This window comes from uncultured Paracoccus sp., assembly GCF_947496875.1.
Classification (GTDB): domain Bacteria; phylum Pseudomonadota; class Alphaproteobacteria; order Rhodobacterales; family Rhodobacteraceae; genus Paracoccus.
Genome location: NZ_CANMEH010000010.1, coordinates 65,955 through 81,158, shown reverse-complemented (window position 1 = coordinate 81,158; position 15,204 = coordinate 65,955). Strand labels below are relative to the sequence as shown.

General features: G+C 69.7%; 13 protein-coding genes. 2 read left to right on the top strand and 11 right to left on the bottom strand.

Translation table 11 applies throughout. The annotated features are described in order from the left end of the window. Positions 1 to 8: 8 nt before the first annotated feature. From Q0938_RS12930 to Q0938_RS12890, 9 genes are all read right to left on the bottom strand, one after another. The gene (locus Q0938_RS12930; RefSeq protein ID WP_299362983.1) at positions 9 to 1,004 is read right to left on the bottom strand and encodes an aldo/keto reductase; all 996 of its coding nucleotides are present in this window, start codon (positions 1,002 to 1,004) and stop codon (positions 9 to 11) included. Between the two features lie 101 nt (positions 1,005 to 1,105). After that, the gene (locus tag Q0938_RS12925; RefSeq protein WP_299362980.1) at positions 1,106 to 2,401 is read right to left on the bottom strand and encodes a TRAP transporter large permease; all 1,296 of its coding nucleotides are present in this window, start codon (positions 2,399 to 2,401) and stop codon (positions 1,106 to 1,108) included. 9 nt (positions 2,402 to 2,410) lie between these two features. After that, on the bottom strand, positions 2,411 to 2,911 hold the full coding sequence (locus Q0938_RS12920; protein ID WP_299362978.1) for a TRAP transporter small permease subunit: 501 nt from the start codon (positions 2,909 to 2,911) through the stop codon (positions 2,411 to 2,413). Between the two features lie 54 nt (positions 2,912 to 2,965). Beyond that, the gene (locus tag Q0938_RS12915) at positions 2,966 to 3,994 is read right to left on the bottom strand and encodes a TRAP transporter substrate-binding protein (RefSeq protein WP_299362976.1); all 1,029 of its coding nucleotides are present in this window, start codon (positions 3,992 to 3,994) and stop codon (positions 2,966 to 2,968) included. Positions 3,995 to 4,014: 20 nt separating this feature from the next. Next, positions 4,015 to 6,336, bottom strand: coding sequence for a cytochrome P450/oxidoreductase (locus tag Q0938_RS12910; RefSeq protein WP_299362973.1), 2,322 nt, complete (start codon positions 6,334 to 6,336; stop codon positions 4,015 to 4,017). Between the two features lie 83 nt (positions 6,337 to 6,419). Further along, on the bottom strand, positions 6,420 to 7,154 hold the full coding sequence (maiA, locus tag Q0938_RS12905) for a maleylacetoacetate isomerase (RefSeq protein WP_299363124.1): 735 nt from the start codon (positions 7,152 to 7,154) through the stop codon (positions 6,420 to 6,422). A 2-nt stretch (positions 7,155 to 7,156) separates the two neighbouring features. Then, positions 7,157 to 8,359: a fumarylacetoacetase gene (gene fahA / locus Q0938_RS12900; protein WP_299363122.1), complete on the bottom strand. Its 1,203-nt coding sequence runs from the start codon at positions 8,357 to 8,359 to the stop codon at positions 7,157 to 7,159. 53 nt (positions 8,360 to 8,412) lie between these two features. Further along, positions 8,413 to 9,774 (bottom strand): homogentisate 1,2-dioxygenase, encoded by a 1,362-nt coding sequence (hmgA, locus tag Q0938_RS12895; RefSeq protein WP_299362971.1) that lies wholly within the window; start codon positions 9,772 to 9,774, stop codon positions 8,413 to 8,415. Between the two features lie 554 nt (positions 9,775 to 10,328). Continuing rightward, on the bottom strand, positions 10,329 to 10,820 hold the full coding sequence (locus tag Q0938_RS12890) for a MarR family transcriptional regulator (protein WP_299362968.1): 492 nt from the start codon (positions 10,818 to 10,820) through the stop codon (positions 10,329 to 10,331). Between the two features lie 236 nt (positions 10,821 to 11,056). Between Q0938_RS12890 and Q0938_RS12885 the strand changes: the two genes are divergently transcribed. After that, positions 11,057 to 11,473, top strand: coding sequence for a CopG family transcriptional regulator (locus Q0938_RS12885; protein ID WP_299362965.1), 417 nt, complete (start codon positions 11,057 to 11,059; stop codon positions 11,471 to 11,473). A gap of 38 nt (positions 11,474 to 11,511) precedes the next feature. After that, positions 11,512 to 12,711, top strand: coding sequence for a PHB depolymerase family esterase (locus Q0938_RS12880; RefSeq protein WP_299362962.1), 1,200 nt, complete (start codon positions 11,512 to 11,514; stop codon positions 12,709 to 12,711). Positions 12,712 to 12,904: 193 nt separating this feature from the next. Here Q0938_RS12880 and Q0938_RS12875 read toward each other — a convergent pair whose 3' ends face one another. Beyond that, on the bottom strand, positions 12,905 to 13,897 hold the full coding sequence (locus Q0938_RS12875; protein ID WP_299362961.1) for a quinone oxidoreductase: 993 nt from the start codon (positions 13,895 to 13,897) through the stop codon (positions 12,905 to 12,907). Between the two features lie 115 nt (positions 13,898 to 14,012). Continuing rightward, the gene (locus tag Q0938_RS12870; protein ID WP_299362959.1) at positions 14,013 to 15,131 is read right to left on the bottom strand and encodes an NADH:flavin oxidoreductase/NADH oxidase; all 1,119 of its coding nucleotides are present in this window, start codon (positions 15,129 to 15,131) and stop codon (positions 14,013 to 14,015) included. Between the last annotated feature and the right edge of the window lie 73 nt (positions 15,132 to 15,204).

Below are 15,204 nucleotides of genomic sequence, written 5' to 3'. Positions count from 1 at the left end.
TGGTCGGCTCAGCCCGCGCGAGAGCGGCCCCGGATCGGATAGGCCGGATCCGCATAGGTCCCGACCACCGCCCCGGTCGGCACGATCCGGTCGAACGCGGCCTCGTCGGCATCATCATAGGCCGTGTCGGGACCGGCAAGATAGGCGTCCAGCTGCGCCACCGTGCGCGGGCCGATCAGCACGCTGCTGACCGCGCTGTTTTCCAGAACCCAGCGCAGCGCGACATCGGCGCTGCTGCGGCCGGTGGCGCGGACATGGGCGTCGAAGCTGCGGGCGGCCTCGATCAGATCCGGCCGCATCTCGGTTTCGCCGATGCGGCGGTCGCCGCGGGCCGCGCGCGATCCCGCCGGCGCCCCTTCGGCGTATTTGCCGGTGAGGACACCGCGCGCCAGCGGCGAATACGGCACCACGCCGATCCCGAAATGCCGGCAGGCGGGGATGTAGTCCACCTCCATCGCGCGGTAGAGCGCGTGGTAATAGGGCTGCGCGGCGATCGGACGGGCGACGCCCAGCCGGTCGGCGATGCGGATCATCTCGGCGATCTTCCACCCGCGGAAGTTGGAAAAGCCCCAGGCGCCGATATGGCCGTCGGCCAGCGCCTGTCCCATGGCGCCGATCACCGCGTCCAGGGGCATGTCCTCGTCGTCGCGGTGCAGGTAATACAGGTCGATGCGGGCGATCCCCAGCCGGTCGCGGCTGTCGGCCAGCGCCTGGGCGATCCAGTCGGGAGACAGCCCGCCGCCGTTGCCGCCGACCTTGTTGCCGACCTTGGTCGCCACGATGGGTGGGGTCGGCAGATCGGGCAGGATGCGGCCCAGCATCTTCTCGCTGTCACCCGCGGCATAGGTGTCGGCGGTGTCGATGAAATTGCCGCCCGCGGCGACGAACCGGCCGACGATCTCGCGGGCCTCCGCCTCGTCGGTCTGGTCCCCGAACATCATCGTGCCAAGGCACAGTTCCGAGACCTGGGGGCCTGCGGTTCCCAGTTGGCGGCGGCGCAGCATGATCTGAACTCTCCGAGGCGAGGGGGATCGCGCCACAGCATGCCCATTCGTCGCCGATGGTAAAGCCGGTTCGGGACCCGCGGGGATACGGCGGCCGTCTGTCAGCGACCGGCCAGCCACAAGGTCAGCACCGGGAAGGCGACCAGCAGCGCCAGCCGCACGATGTCGGCCAGGACGAAGGGCAGGATGCCGCGCACCACGGTCGCCTGCTTCAGCCCCGGGACCGTGCCCTGCACGACGAACAGGTTCATGCCGACCGGCGGGGTGATCAGACCGATTTCGGCCACCGTCACCACCAGCACCCCGAACCAGACCATGTCATAGTCCAGGGCCAGCGCCACCGGCGCCAGCAAGGGCACCGTCAGCAGCACCATGGACATCGAATCCATGAAGCAGCCCAGCACGATGTAGAACAGCAGGATCAGGACCATGATCATCGTCGGATGCAGGTCCGACCCGCCGATCGACTCGGCCAGCATCCGCGGCAGCCCGGTGGTTTCCAGGAAGAAGTTGAAGAACGAGGCCCCGATCAGGATCAGGAAGATCATGCCGGTCAGTCCGGCCGTCTCGCGCACGATCTCGCGCAGGGTCGGCCCGGTGATGCTGCCGGCGATGAGGGCCAGCAGAAAGGCGCCCACGGCACCCACGCCCGCCGCCTCGGTCGGGGAAAACCAGCCCAGCTGGATCCCGCCGACCACCACGAAGAACAGCAGCAGCACCGGCCACACCCGCCCAAACAGCGAAACCCGGCTGCGCCATCCCACCCGGTCGGCGCGCGGCGCGAGGTCCGGCCGCATCCGGGCCCGGATCATGACCGCCAGAGCGTAGAGCACGGTCCCGAGAAGGCCGGGGATGATCGCCCCCACGAACAGCTGCCCGATCGAGGTCTGGGTCAGCAGGCCGAAGATCACCAGGATGATCGAGGGCGGGATCAGCACCCCCAGCGTGCCCCCCGCCGCCACCGCAGCCGAGGACAGGCTGTCGTCGTACCCGTAACGTCGCATTTCCGGCATCGCGACGCGGCCGATCGTGGCGACGGTCGCCAGCGATGATCCGCAGATCGCCCCGAAGATGGCGCAGGCGCCCACGGTCGACACGGCCAGCCCGCCCCGCCAGTGGCCGACAAAGGCGTTCACCAGCTCGAACAGGGACCGCGACAGGCCGGCACGGGCGGCAAACACGCCCATCAGCACGAACAGCGGGATGACGCTGAAGGAATAGGGAAAGATCGATTCGAACGGCGAGGTGGACAGCACATAGGCGGCCTGGCCCCAGCCCTGGACCAGCATCACCCCGCCCAGGCCCACGACCGCCATGGCGATCGCCACCGGAAAGCCGAGGCCGATCAGCGCCAGAGTCAGCAGAAAGCCCGCCAGTCCCAACATCGGAGAAGACATCGACACCCCTCAATGCGCCTGCGATGTGGCGGTTGCGCGCCCGGTTAGCAGCCGGATCACGATGGTCGCGGCGGCGATCAGCGACGCCGCGGCGCCGATTAGCAGCGGGATCCAGAAGAACCCCATCGGGATGCCCAGCTGCTGCGACCGATCCCCGAGCAGGGCCTGCATCCGCCAGGCGCCCCAGGATTTCCACAGGATCAGTGCCATCAGCGCGATCGCGGCGGCGGCGGCCAGCAGGTGGAATGCGCGTGCCGCGCCGGGCGGGATACGGTCCAGCACGAAATCGACGCCGACATGCGCCCCGGCCGTGAAGGCCCAAGGGATGCACAGCCATGCCCCGGACAGCACGCACAGCTGCACCAGGTCGACGACCCCGACGATGGGCATGCCCAGACGCCGGCCGACGACATCGGCGACGCTGATCGCGGCGGCGGCGCAATAGACCAGCACCCCGCAGGCCGCAAGAATTTCTATCGCGCCGTCGATCCGGCGCAGCCAAGCGTCCATCACTGTCCCCTGCTCGCCTGCAGGGCGCGGGGGATCGCCCCGCGCCTGCTGCCGTTATTGCGCCGCGCCGGCCGCTTCGTATTCCGCGATCTTGTCGGCGAACGCCTGGTAGAGCGCGGCGGCGTCGGACACCCCCTCGCCCTCGACCGTCTCGAGGTACTTGGTGATCATCGGCTGCAGGGCCTCGCGCCAGCGGGCGCGTTCCTCGTCGGACAGGACGGTGATCGTGTGGCCGGCCTGCTCGGCCTCCTCCCGGCCGGCGGCGTCCCACTTGTCCCACCAGTCGCCGAATTTCGGCACAAGATTGTCGCCCGATGCCTGGTCGATGCAGGTGCGGACGTTTTCGGGAAGGCTGTCGTACTTGTCCTGATTCATCACGAAGAAGAACGACACGGTATAGAAGCCCGCGTCCAGGTGGTCGGTCAGCACCTCGTTCAGCCCGAAGCTCTTGACCGGGTCCCACGGGAACACGGTGCCATCGATCACGTTGCGCTGCAGGTTCTCGTACACCTCGCCGGGCGGCAGACCCTGGGGGGTGGCGCCCAGAAAGCTGAGCATCTCGGACACCGCCGGCGACGGGGTGCGGATTCGCAGCCCGTTCAGATCCTCCATCGTCTCGACATGCTTGCCGTTGGTGTGCAGCAGCCCGCCGTTGTGGGCGTGCAGAGCCAGAACCTTCAGCCCCTTGTATTCCTCGGCCAGATGCGTGGGGTACAGCGACCACAGCGCCTGGGTCGCGGCCCCGGCATCCTGGCTGAGGAACGGCATTTCGACCAGCGAGGTGCGCGGGAACCGGCCGCGGGGCGCCCCGGTCAGTCCATGGGCGATATCCACGACCCCGGCCAGCACCTGTTCCTGCTGCTTGGCAACGTTGCCCAGCTGCGTGCCGCCGGGCGAAATCTCGAAATTCACCTCGCCGCCCGCGCACTGGCTGACCTGTTCGGTCCAGGGGCCGATGAAATCAGTGTGGATGCCGTGCACCGCGGGCAGGTAGTGCGAGACCTTCAGCGTCGTTTCCGCAAAGGCGGGTGCCGCGGTGGCGGCCAGGGCGGCAGCGGCCGCAAGCGTCGAAATCCGTGTCATGTTCTCTCCCGTTGGTCTTGTCAGATGGTGACGACCAGCTGCCCGCGTCCTCGCGAACAGCAGGTGATGATCCGATCCCCCGCGGCCCGTTCGGCGGCGGTCAGGACCCGGTCGCGGTGATCGATCTCGCCCTGGCGCACCGACAGTTCGCAACTGCCGCACAGACCCTCCTCGCAATCGGACGGCACGTCTAGACCGACACTGCGCAGGACCTGCAGCAATGTCCGGTCGCCCGGAACCTCCAGCGTCAGCTCGCTGTCCGCGCAGATCACGGTGAACGGATCCCCCTGGCCAAGCGCGTCTGCGGTTTCACTGGTGGCGAAGTGTTCGAACGCCAGCGTCAGGTCGGGTCGGTCGGCGACCAGCCGGTCCAGCTCGTCCAGCAGCCGGCCCGGGCCGCAGGCGGAGATGCGGGTACCCGGCGCCGCGACGGCGATCAGGGCCGGCAGGTCGGCGCGACCGCCATCGGCGGCGACATGCAGGGTCAGCGCGTCGCCGTGATCGGCCCGGGCGCGGTCCAGAAAGGCCATGTTGCGACGCGATCGCCCGGCATAATGCAGCGCGTAGGGGCGCCCGCCCGCCTTGAGCCGATCGGCCATCGCGAGGATCGGGGTGATGCCGATTCCGCCCGCGATCAGCAGGTGGCCGGCGGCCTGTTCGTCCAGCCGGAAATGGTTGCGCGGGCCGCGGACCGACAGGGTCGCCCCGGGTCGGGCATGTTCATGCATCCAGCGCGATCCGCCGCGCCCACCCTGCTCGCGCAGGACGGCGATCTGCCAGTCGCCGCCGGGATGCCCGCACAGCGAATAGCGGCGGCTGTCGCCGTCCGGCAGGACGATGTCCAGATGGCCCCCGGGGGTCCAGTCCGGAAGGGCGCGCCCCGAGGGGTCCGCCATTGTGATGCCCAGCACGCCGTCCGCCAGCGTCTCGGCCTGCGTGACCGTCAGGCGGCGGACGATCGCCTTGCGATCCGGCGCGCCGATCGGGAACGCCGTTGCGTCGGACCGGCGGGACGGGTCGCCCCGCTCAGGGTTCAGCGCGGGGTCCCACCGCACCCGGACCGCCTCGGGGCCGCGGAACGAGGTGTTGGGCAGATAACTGAACGCCTGCGGTTCAAGCTGCAGATGCGGCAGGCGGCGCGACACCTCCTCGACCATGATCGCAAGTTCCATCCGGCCCAGATTCTTGCCCATGCACTGATGCGCACCATAGCCGAAGGTCAGGTGGTCGGCCGCATTGTCGCGCCAGATGTCCAGCACGTCCGGGTTGTCGAAATGCCGCGGGTCGTGGTTGGCGGATGCGGTCACCATCAGGATCCGGCCGCCTTTCGGGATGGTGACGCCCGCGACGGTGGCGTCGGCCGTGGCGATGCGCCGCCAGGCGACCACGCTGCCGGAATGGCGCAGACACTCCTCGATCGCGGCCGGGATCAGGGCGGGATCGGCACAGATCGCGTCCCACTGGGGTCGGTCCGCAAGCAGCCGGCGGAATGCGTTGGCCGCGGCCAGCGCGGTCGTCTCATGCGCAGCGACGATGATCGCCATCATCATCGAGTGCAGATAGCTGTCGGTCACGATGTCGGGCATGACGCGGTTCTTGGCGATCATGTCGTACATCCAGCCGTGGACGGGCTCGCCCGCGTCCACCTCCGCCGACATGCGCGCCAGCACCTCGCCCGAATACTGCCAGAACCGGGCGACGCCCTCGGCGACCGCGATCTGCTGGTCGGGTGACGGGCGCCCCCATGTGTTTACCGTGTGCGCCACCGAAAACTGCCGCAGCTTCTCCATGTCGTCGGGGGGTACGCCCAGGAATTTCAGCGCCACGGTCAGCGGCACGTCCCACAGCAGGTCGGCCACCAGATCGGACTGCCCGGCATCGATGATCGCGTCCAGCCGCGCGCGGACGAGGTCCCGGACCATCGGGACATGCGCGGCCAGCGCCTCGGGGGTGAAGGCGTCCATGAGGACCCGCCGGCGCGCCATGTGCGCGGGCTCGTCCTCGTTCACCAGGGTCCGGTTCATCGCATAGCCGGCACGGGCCAGCACCGCGACCGCCTCGGGCGTGGGCGGCGTGATCTTTTCCAGCGCAACCGCGGGGGAAAATGTGATCGGATCGCGGAAGATCGCCTTGATGTCGTCATAGCGCGACACCACCCAGTAGCCCAGCGTCTCGCTGAAGAACACCGGCTCGGCCTCGCGCGACCAACGCAGCGCCTCGGCCGGGTCGGCCTGGTATTCGGGACCGAACGGATCGAAGGACCGGGCGCGGGCCGAAAACGGGCAGCCAGCGGGCTGCACCGGCGGCGGGGCGGTGTCATTCCTGTCGGCCAGTCTGGTCATCTCGCCCCCCTTCACCTCTGTCCTCCGCGCACGGCATCAGCCATCACCGCCCATCAGTGCCGGCGCAACAGCCGCGCGCCGGGTCACCGGTCACCTGCCGCAGGGTCCGGGCTCTGCGACCCGGCTGCGGCCGCGGCCGCCCGGTCGGGATGCGCGGCCACAAAGGCCGGCACGTCCGCACAGGCGCGCGCCACGGCGCTGATCCGGCCGAGGCCGTTGAAATCGACGCCCCAGCGCGTCGCGTTGTAAAGCTGCGGGATCAGCGTGCAATCGGCGAGGCCCGGGCTGTCGCCGTGGCAGAAGCGGCCGGTGAACCCCGGATGGTCCAGCAACCGCTCGACCACCTGCAGCCCCGAACCGATGTTCGCGCGGTTCCAGTCGGCCCGGGCCTCTGCGCCCCCCAGCCGTTCGACCCGGTTCAGCACCGCCAGATTGGACAGGGGATGGATGTCGCAGGCGATGGCCAGGGCGATGGCCCGCACCCGCGCCCGCTCCCCGGCTGCCGGTGGCAGCAGGGCCGGTCCGGGCCGGGTCTGCTCCAGATACTCCAGCATCGCCAGCGACTGGGTCAGCACCAGTCCGTCGATCTCCAGGGCCGGCACCAGCCCCTGCGGGTTCAGCGCCATGTGGCGGGCGCCGCGCTGTTCGCCGGCGACGAGGTCGACCGGGACCGTCCGCCACGACAGGCCCTTGATGCCCATTGCGATGCGCACCCGGTAGGCTGCGGATGACCGCCAGTAATCGTGCAGCACGATCTCCTGACCCGCCCCGTCCTGACCCGCCACCGGCGCAGGCCGCGATACTTCTGTTTCGGTCATCGTCATGGGCGGGCCGGAAGGATGGTGCCGGTACAGGGGCCAAAGCCGATGCGGTACCCCTCGCCACGGGCTTGGCCGTGCAGGGCGATGGTGTCGCCGTCCTCGATGAAGGTCCGGGCCTCGCCGTTGACGGTCACGGGGGTCTTGCCGCCTTGTGTCATTTCCAGCAGGGCGCCGGTCTGGTCGGGCGCGGGGCCGGAGATCGTGCCGGTGCCCAGCAGATCGCCGACCCGCATCGGGCAGCCGCTTTCGGTGTGATGCGCCAGTTGCTGTGCCGACGAGTAATACATGACGTTGTAGTTGGTGCGCCCCATCACCTGCCCGTTCATCGACCAGGACAGGTCGATGTCGAAGAACCCGGGGCGGCTTTCCTGCAGATAGGGCAGCAGCGGATTGACCCGTTCGGCGCCGGCGCAGCGGAACGGCTCCAGCGCCGCGGTGGTCACGATCCACGGGCTGATCGTGGTGCCCAGTGCCTTGGCCTGGAACGGGCCCAGCGGCTGGTATTCCCAAGCCTGCACGTCGCGCGCCGACCAGTCGTTCAGCAGCACATAGCCGAAGATCATCGCTTCGGCCTGCTCGACGCCGACCCGCTCGCCCATCGTCGAGTCCGCGCCGACGATCGCGCCCAATTCCAGTTCCAGATCCAGCCGCCGGCTGGGCCCCCAGACCGGCCCGTTGTCACCCTTCAACTGCCCCATCGGGCGTCGGATGTCGGTCCCCGACACCACCACCGACGAGGCGCGGCCGTTATAGCCGATCGGCATGTGGGTCCATTGCGGCGGCAGGGCGTTTTCCGGCCCGCGGAACAGCACGCCGACATTGAAGGCGTGGTTCGTGGAGGCGTAGAAATCGGTGAACTCGGTCACCCGGATGGGCAGGTGCAGCGTCGCCTCGGCCATCGCGACGGTCGGCAGTGTCCGGTCCCCATCCTCGGTGAGCAGCGCGGTCAGCCGCGCCCGTGTCTCGTCCCAGGCAGCGCGGCCCCGCGCGATGAAGTCGTTCAGCGCGGGCCGTGCAAAGCTGCCGCCGGCGTCCAGCAGACCCCGGGATTCACACTCGGCCAGATCGACGATCCGGTCCCCGATGGCGACGCCGCAGCGCGGCGCGCCGCCATCGATTGAGAACACGCCATAGGGCAGGTTCTGGATGGGAAAGTCGCAAGCCGGATCATTCGCGGCGGCGATCCAGCTTTTCATCGGCATTGGCGAGTCCGTCATGGTGGCCCTTTCCCCCGTCGTTCATCCTGCGCGGCGCGTCATTTCTCCCCGGGGGTTCCGTCGAACTTCTTGTCCATGCTCTGCCAGCAATCGGCATAGTCCTGCTGCAGCGGCATTTCCGTCGCGGCCCACTGGGTCAGATGCTGGGGAAAGCGGGTCTCGAACATGAACTGCATCGTGTCGCGCTGGCGCACCGGCACCATCGGCTCGTTCGACGCGTGTTCGAACGCCTCGCGGTCGGGACCGTGGGGCAGCATCATGTTGTGCAGGCTGACCCCGCCCGGCACGAAGCCCTGCGGCTTGGCGTCGTAGATGCCGTGGATGTTGCCCATCATCTCGGACATGATGTTCTTGTGGTACCACGGCGGACGGAAGGTGTTTTCCGCCACCATCCAGCGATCCCGGAACAGGACGAAGTCGATGTTGGCGGTGCCCGGCTGGCCCGACGGTGCGGTCAGCACGGTGAAGATCGACGGATCGGGGTGGTCGAACAGGATCGCGCCGACCGGGGAATAGGTGCGCAGGTCGTACTTGAACGCGCAGTAGTTGCCGTGCCACGCCACCACGTCCAGCGGGCTGTGGTCGATCCAGGTCTCGTGGAACTGCCCGCACCACTTGATGACGACGCGCGAGCGCGCGTCCCGATCCTCGAACGCGGCCACCGGGCACTTGAAGTCGCGGGGGTTCGCCAGGCAGTTGGCGCCGATCGGCCCTCGGCCCGGCATCTGGAATTTCTGCCCGTAATTCTCGCACACGAACCCGCGCGCCGGCCCGTCGAGCAGCTCGACCCGATAGACCATGCCGCGCGGAATGATCGCGATTTCCTGTGGTTCCAGGTCGATGATGCCGAGTTCCGTGCAGAACCGCAGCCGCCCTTCCTGCGGGACCACCAGCAGTTCGCTGTCGGCCGAGAAGAAGTATTCGTCGGTCATCGACTCGGTCACCAGGTAGATGTGGCTGGCCATACCGACCTGGGTGTTCACGTCACCCGCCGTGGTCACCGTGCACATGCCGGTGATCCAGGAGAGGGGCTGGTCCGAATGGGGCACCGGGTCCCAGCGGTACTGGCCCAGGCTGATGACGTCGGGCAGGACGTTGGGGGCGGATTTCCAGTGCGGGACGTCGATCCGGGTGAAGCGGCCGACATGCTTGACCGAGGGGCGGATGCGGTAGCACCAGGTCCGTTCCGGCGGATCGGCGGTGAAGGCGGTGCCGGAGAGCTGCTCGGCGTAGAGCCCGTACGCGCATTTCTGCGGGCTGTTCTGGCCCTGCGGCAGCGCGCCGGGCAGCGCCTCGGTTTCGAAATCGTTTGCAAAACCGGGCATGTAGCCCTCGTGTGCCTGCGTGCCGGCGACGGTCGCGGCGCGGATCATGCCCCTGGGCAGATCATGGTGTGTCATTCTGGCGTCCTCCCCAGGTCACCTGTCAGCGATGGGGCGAGCATCCGTTGCAACGGCAACGATGTCAAGCGACGATCTCGCCGGGCGTCCGCGCAGATCATGCGACGTTCACGCATGGTTCATGCAGTTTTCATGCATCGTTCCTGTCATCTCGATCTACTGGACTGGCACGATGGACGTAAACGCGACATTCCGCCTGCGCCTGCAGGCCGAGATGGATGCGCAGGGGCTGAACCCTGCGGGCCTCTCCCGGAAAGCCAATCTCAATCGTCGCGCCGTGACCGATCTGCTGGAAGGTCGCGCGCAAAGCCCCAAGCTCTCGACGGCCCATGCCCTTGCTGTCGCCCTAGGTGTCGGGCTGGGATGGAATGGTGGGCCTGGAACCGCAGCAGTCTCTCTCGCCCCGACTTGCGGCGCTTCTCACGCAGTTCGATCAGGCACAGCAAGAGCGTCTGGCAGAGGCGATCCTTGTTCTTTCCGGGGGCCCCGAGCCGCTGCGCTGACGGCACCGGCATGCGCCCGTGCAGCGGGATACAAGCGACGGAACGGGTTGGCTACGCGCCGTCCTCGCCGCGGCCAGGGCGGGGGAAGGAGGCGCCGTGGCCGGCCTCGGGCCGGGTGACGCTGGCGATCGCCTGGTCCAGCGCCCGGATGCCGCGGTCCAGGGCGGCGCGGTCGGCGTCGGACATCGCCTCCATGATCTCGGCGGCGCGCGCCTCGACCTCGCGGAAGGCGCGGCGGAACAGGTCGGCGCCCTGGCCGGTGATGCGGTAGTCGCGCAGCCGCCGGTCGGAGCCCAGCACGCTGCGGGTGATCAGGCCCTTGCGTTCCAGGCGCGACGCGGCGCGGCTGACCTGCACCTTGTCCAGCGAGGTGCGCTGCGCGAGTTCCAGCGAGTTCAGCCCGCCCGATTCCTCGAGCAGGAACAGCAGCCGCCATTCCTCGCGGCTGAGCCCGTGGCCGCGGCCGTAGACGGCGACCAGCTGTCGCGAGAACGCCTCGGCCGTGACCGCCAGCCGATAGGGGAAAAACGATTCGATCTGCATCGGCCCTGTCCTGCCCCTGCCCTGCACCCCGCGCGACCATTGCTCATGCAACGGTCTGCGCCGTGATGCGGAACCCGGCGCAGCGGGTCAACCCATCCGAACGGGCACGGTGCGGGCAGGCGGGTAATCCGGGCGGCGGCCCGGGACAGAGCTCACCGGCGGGAAAGAGCGGAGACGCCCTTGCGGATCACCGCAAGTCCATCCATATACCATCCACACGGATGGAGAAACGCATAATGAGCAACGTCACGCCGCTCCGGGGCAAGCAGCCCGACAGTGAAAAGATCACCATCAACCTCGGCTACGTGGATCTGGGGCGCATCGACCTGCTGGTGCAGGAAGGGTTCTATTCCAACCGCAGCGATTTCATCCGCAGCGCCATCCGCAGCCTGCTGGACGGCCATGCCGACGCCGTCACCAAATCCATCGAACGGCACACGATGGACCTGGGCCTGCGCGACTATACCGCCCGCGACCTGGAGGCGGTGCAGGCCGCGGGCGAGGTCCTGCACATCAAGGTCGTGGGGCTGGCCCGGATCGCGTCGGACGTGACGCCCGAGCTGGCCCTGGCCACCATCGGGTCGATCACCGTGCTGGGCGCATTGCAGGCCAGTTCCGAGGTCAAGAAGGCGCTTGGCGACCGCATCCGGTAACGACGCCGACCACTCACCCAAAACCCAAGGACCACACCATGAACCATGACTTCGCACTGGCCATGCGCCAGGCGACCGATCTTGTGCGCGCCGGAAATGCCGCCGCCGCAACCGACCTGATCCTCGCCTCGCTGGGCGGCCAGACATCCGGCACGACCGGGGCGCAGCCGATGGCTCGGCCCGCCTTCGCATCGTTGCCCACCTATGTGTCGGTGCCGACGGACCTGACCGGGCCCACGCCTACCCCCTCGCCCGCGCGCGCCGAAAAGCCCGACCGCAAGCGGCGGCGCGGAAAGATCGGCCGGAACTTGCGCGACACGCTGGCCGGGCTGGCCCGGGCGAAGCCGCAGCCGGGGCGGACCGACGAGGCACGGCTGCCGCCGCTGCCCGAGGGCGCCCGGTTCGACAGCGGCACCTTTACCTGCGCGGCGGGCAGCCGCGACTATCGGGCCTATGTTCCCGACCTGGGCGACGCGCCGCCGGCGGGGCTGATCCTGATGCTGCATGGCTGCACCCAGTCGCCGGTCGATTTCGCCGCCGGCACCGACATGAACCGGCTGGCCGAGGAACAGCGCCTGATCGTCCTTTATCCCGCCCAGTCGCGGGGGGCGAACATGAAGTCCTGCTGGAACTGGTTTGCGCCGGGCGATCAGGCACGGGGCGCCGGGGAACCGGCGATCCTGGCCGGCCTGACCGAAAAATTCGTGGCGCAGCACGACGTGCCGCGGGACCGGGTGTTCGTCGCCGGGTTGTCGGCCGGGGCCGCGATGGCGGTGATCCTGGGCCAGAGCCATGGCGACCTGTTCGCGGCGGTGGGGGCGCATTCGGGGCTGCCCTATCGGGCCGCGACCGACGTGCCGTCGGCCTTTGCGGCAATGGCCGGCACGCCGGCGCCGGGGCAGGACCAGCCCGGCACCGTGCGGGACATCCCCACCATCGTGTTCCACGGCACCGCCGACCGCACCGTCGCCCCGGTGAACGGCCGCCGCATCGCCGACCAGCCCGGTACCGCGGGGCCCGAGATCATCGACAAGGGCGAGCGGAACGGGCGCAGCTATTCCCGCGCGGTCATCGCGGCGCCCGACGGGCGGGCCGCGGTCGAATACTGGCAGGTGGACGGGCTGGGCCACGCCTGGTCTGGCGGCAGTCCGGCCGGGTCCTACACCGACCCCGTCGGGCCGGATGCCAGCGCCGAGATGGTCCGGTTCTTCCTGGAGGTCGCTGGGCCGCGGCACTGACGGACTGGCGCGCCGGCAGCGCGCAGCAGCGAAGCGAAAGGAGGCCGCGCGGCGCAGTGATGCCGCGCGGCATCGCGTCGTTGCGGACGGACGAGGCGGCAGGACGGCATCACGCGGTCCCGGCGCGGCGGGGGGTGAGCTCGCTCGGCCGCCGCCGTGCCCCGCGGGTGGCGCGGGCGCGCCGGGTGGGTTCTCAGTCCGGCTTCAGGATCACCGAGCCGCGGGTCGCGCGGCTCTCGATCAGCGCCTGCGCGGCGCCGGCCTGCGCCAGCGGCAGGGTCGCGTGGACATGGGGGCGGATGGTGCCGTCCTGCAGCGCCGCGAAGACCCGCGCGGCCCCCGCGGTCAGATCCTCACGCCGTTCGGTGTAGTGGGCGATGGTGGGCCGGGTGACGAACAGCGACCCCATCTCGCGCAGCCGGGCCAGCGGCACCGGGTCGACATCGCCCGACGCCCAGCCATAGCTGACCAGCAGCCCGAACCGCGCCAGGGCGGACAGCGACAGGTCGAAGGTCGCGCGGCCGATCGAATCATAGGCGATGGCGACGCCGCGGCCGCCGGTCCAGTCGCGGATCCGGTCGGCGGCCTGCCCTGCGTCCTGGCCCGTCCCAAGCACCAGCACATGGTCGCAGCCGGCGTCGCGCGCCGCCTGGACCTTGTCGGCGCTGCCGACGGTGCCGATCACGGTGGCGCCGGCCACCTTGAGCATCGGCACGGCCAGCTGCCCGACCCCGCCCGCGGCGGCGGTGAACAGCACCGCGTCGCCGGCCGCGATCGGGCGCATCCGGTGGACCAGGTAATCCGCCGTCAGCCCCTTGAAGAAGGTCGCCGCCGCCGTGTCCGCGTCGATGCCGTCCGGCAGGCGCACCGCCCGCGCGGCGGGCAGCAGCCGGGCCCCGGCATAGGCCCCCATCGGGCCGCCCGCGTAGGCGATCCGGTCGCCCTCGGCGAGGTCAGTGACGTCCGGGCCGGTCGCCAGCACCTCGCCAGCCGCCTCGAGCCCGAGGCGATAGGGCAGATCGCGCCCCAGCTCGCCCCGGCGCTGCAGGATGTCGATGAAGTTCACGCCGATCGCGGCGTGGCGCACCAGGACCTCGCCCGGCCCGGGTTGCGGCAGGTCCTCGGACGACAGCTCGAGCACGTCCGGGCCGCCGAAGCCCCGCCCCTGTATGACATCGACCTTCATGTGCCTGGCCCTCCCCTGCCGCGATCCGCTGCCATCATGCATCAACGGGCCGCTGCGTCGAGAGGGGGCTAGGCCCGGCGCCGCCCCGGACCGGCGGCGCCGGGCGAGGGGGCGCTCAGCTCTCGGCGCTGCCCGCGATGTCGAACAGCGCCTTGTACTGGCGCGGCTGCGAGCGCAGGTACTGGTCCGGCGCCCGGACGCTGCCGCCCAGATGCGCCGCGGCGTGCCACGGCCAGCGCGGATCATAGAGGATGGTCCGGGCCAGCCCGACGAAGTCGGCGTCCCCGGTGCCCACGATCGCCTCGGCCTGCTCATAGTCGGTGATCAGCCCGACCGCGACCACCGGCATCCCCGTCGCCTGCCTGACGGCGCGCGCGAGCGGCACCTGATAGCTGGGCCCGAGCGGGATCTGCTGGCGCGGGTCCAGCCCGCCGCTGGACACGTTGAGCGCGTCGCAGCCCCGCGCCTGCAGGGCCTGGGCGAGCGCGATGGTCTGGTCGATGTCCCAGCCGCCCTCCACCCAGTCGGTTCCCGACACCCGCACCGTGACCGGGCGATCGGCGGGAAAGGCGTCGCGCACCGCGTCGAACACCTCCAGCGTCAGGCGCATCCGGTTGTCCAGGCTGCCGCCATAGGCATCGTCGCGCCGGTTCGACAGCGGCGACAGGAACTGGTGCAGCAGGTAGCCGTGCGCGGCGTGGATCTGCACCGCGTCGATGCCCAGCCGGGCCGCCCGTCGCGCCGCCTCGGCAAAGCCGGTCCGGATCCGGTCGAGCCCCGCCTTGTCCAGCGCCGCCGGCGCGTTCTCGCCGTCTTGGAAGGCGGCCGGGCTGGGCGCGACGGTCTGCCAGCCATGCGCGCTCTGCGGCGGGATCTGCCGGCCACCCTTCCAGGGGACGTCGCAGGAGGCCTTGCGGCCGGCATGGGCCAGCTGGATGGCGATCGGCATGTCGGACCAGCGGCGGACGCCGTCCAGGGTGCGCGCCATCGCCGCCTCGGTCTCGTCGGACCAGAGCCCGACATCGGCGAAGGTGATCCGGCCCTCGGGGACCACGGCGGTCGCCTCGATCGTCAGCAGCCCGGCGCCGGAGAGCGCGAGATGGCCGAGATGGATGAGGTGCCAGTCGTTCATGCAGCCATCGACGGCCGAATACTGGCACATCGGCGCGATGACGATCCGGTTGGCGAGCCTGAGGCGGCCCACGTCGAAGGGGGTGAACAGGCGGGGTGTCAAAGGGGATTCTCCTTTCCAGCCGGATACGGGCGTGGGAACGGGTGAGGGGTGGATACCGGACGTATGTGCCACG

Bases quoted from the DNA above. Each gene is read 5' to 3' on its own strand.
- Q0938_RS12930 (WP_299362983.1), bottom strand. From the start codon at position 1,004: ATGCTGCGCCGCCGCCAACTGGGAACCGCAGGCCCCCAGGTCTCGGAA.
- Q0938_RS12925 (WP_299362980.1), bottom strand. From the start codon at position 2,401: ATGTCTTCTCCGATGTTGGGACTGGCGGGCTTTCTGCTGACTCTGGCG.
- Q0938_RS12920 (WP_299362978.1), bottom strand. From the start codon at position 2,911: ATGGACGCTTGGCTGCGCCGGATCGACGGCGCGATAGAAATTCTTGCG.
- Q0938_RS12915 (WP_299362976.1), bottom strand. From the start codon at position 3,994: ATGACACGGATTTCGACGCTTGCGGCCGCTGCCGCCCTGGCCGCCACC.
- Q0938_RS12910 (WP_299362973.1), bottom strand. From the start codon at position 6,336: ATGACCAGACTGGCCGACAGGAATGACACCGCCCCGCCGCCGGTGCAG.
- maiA (WP_299363124.1), bottom strand. From the start codon at position 7,154: ATGACCGAAACAGAAGTATCGCGGCCTGCGCCGGTGGCGGGTCAGGAC.
- fahA (WP_299363122.1), bottom strand. From the start codon at position 8,359: ATGCCGATGAAAAGCTGGATCGCCGCCGCGAATGATCCGGCTTGCGAC.
- hmgA (WP_299362971.1), bottom strand. From the start codon at position 9,774: ATGACACACCATGATCTGCCCAGGGGCATGATCCGCGCCGCGACCGTC.
- Q0938_RS12890 (WP_299362968.1), bottom strand. From the start codon at position 10,820: ATGCAGATCGAATCGTTTTTCCCCTATCGGCTGGCGGTCACGGCCGAG.
- Q0938_RS12885 (WP_299362965.1), top strand. From the start codon at position 11,057: ATGAGCAACGTCACGCCGCTCCGGGGCAAGCAGCCCGACAGTGAAAAG.
- Q0938_RS12880 (WP_299362962.1), top strand. From the start codon at position 11,512: ATGAACCATGACTTCGCACTGGCCATGCGCCAGGCGACCGATCTTGTG.
- Q0938_RS12875 (WP_299362961.1), bottom strand. From the start codon at position 13,897: ATGAAGGTCGATGTCATACAGGGGCGGGGCTTCGGCGGCCCGGACGTG.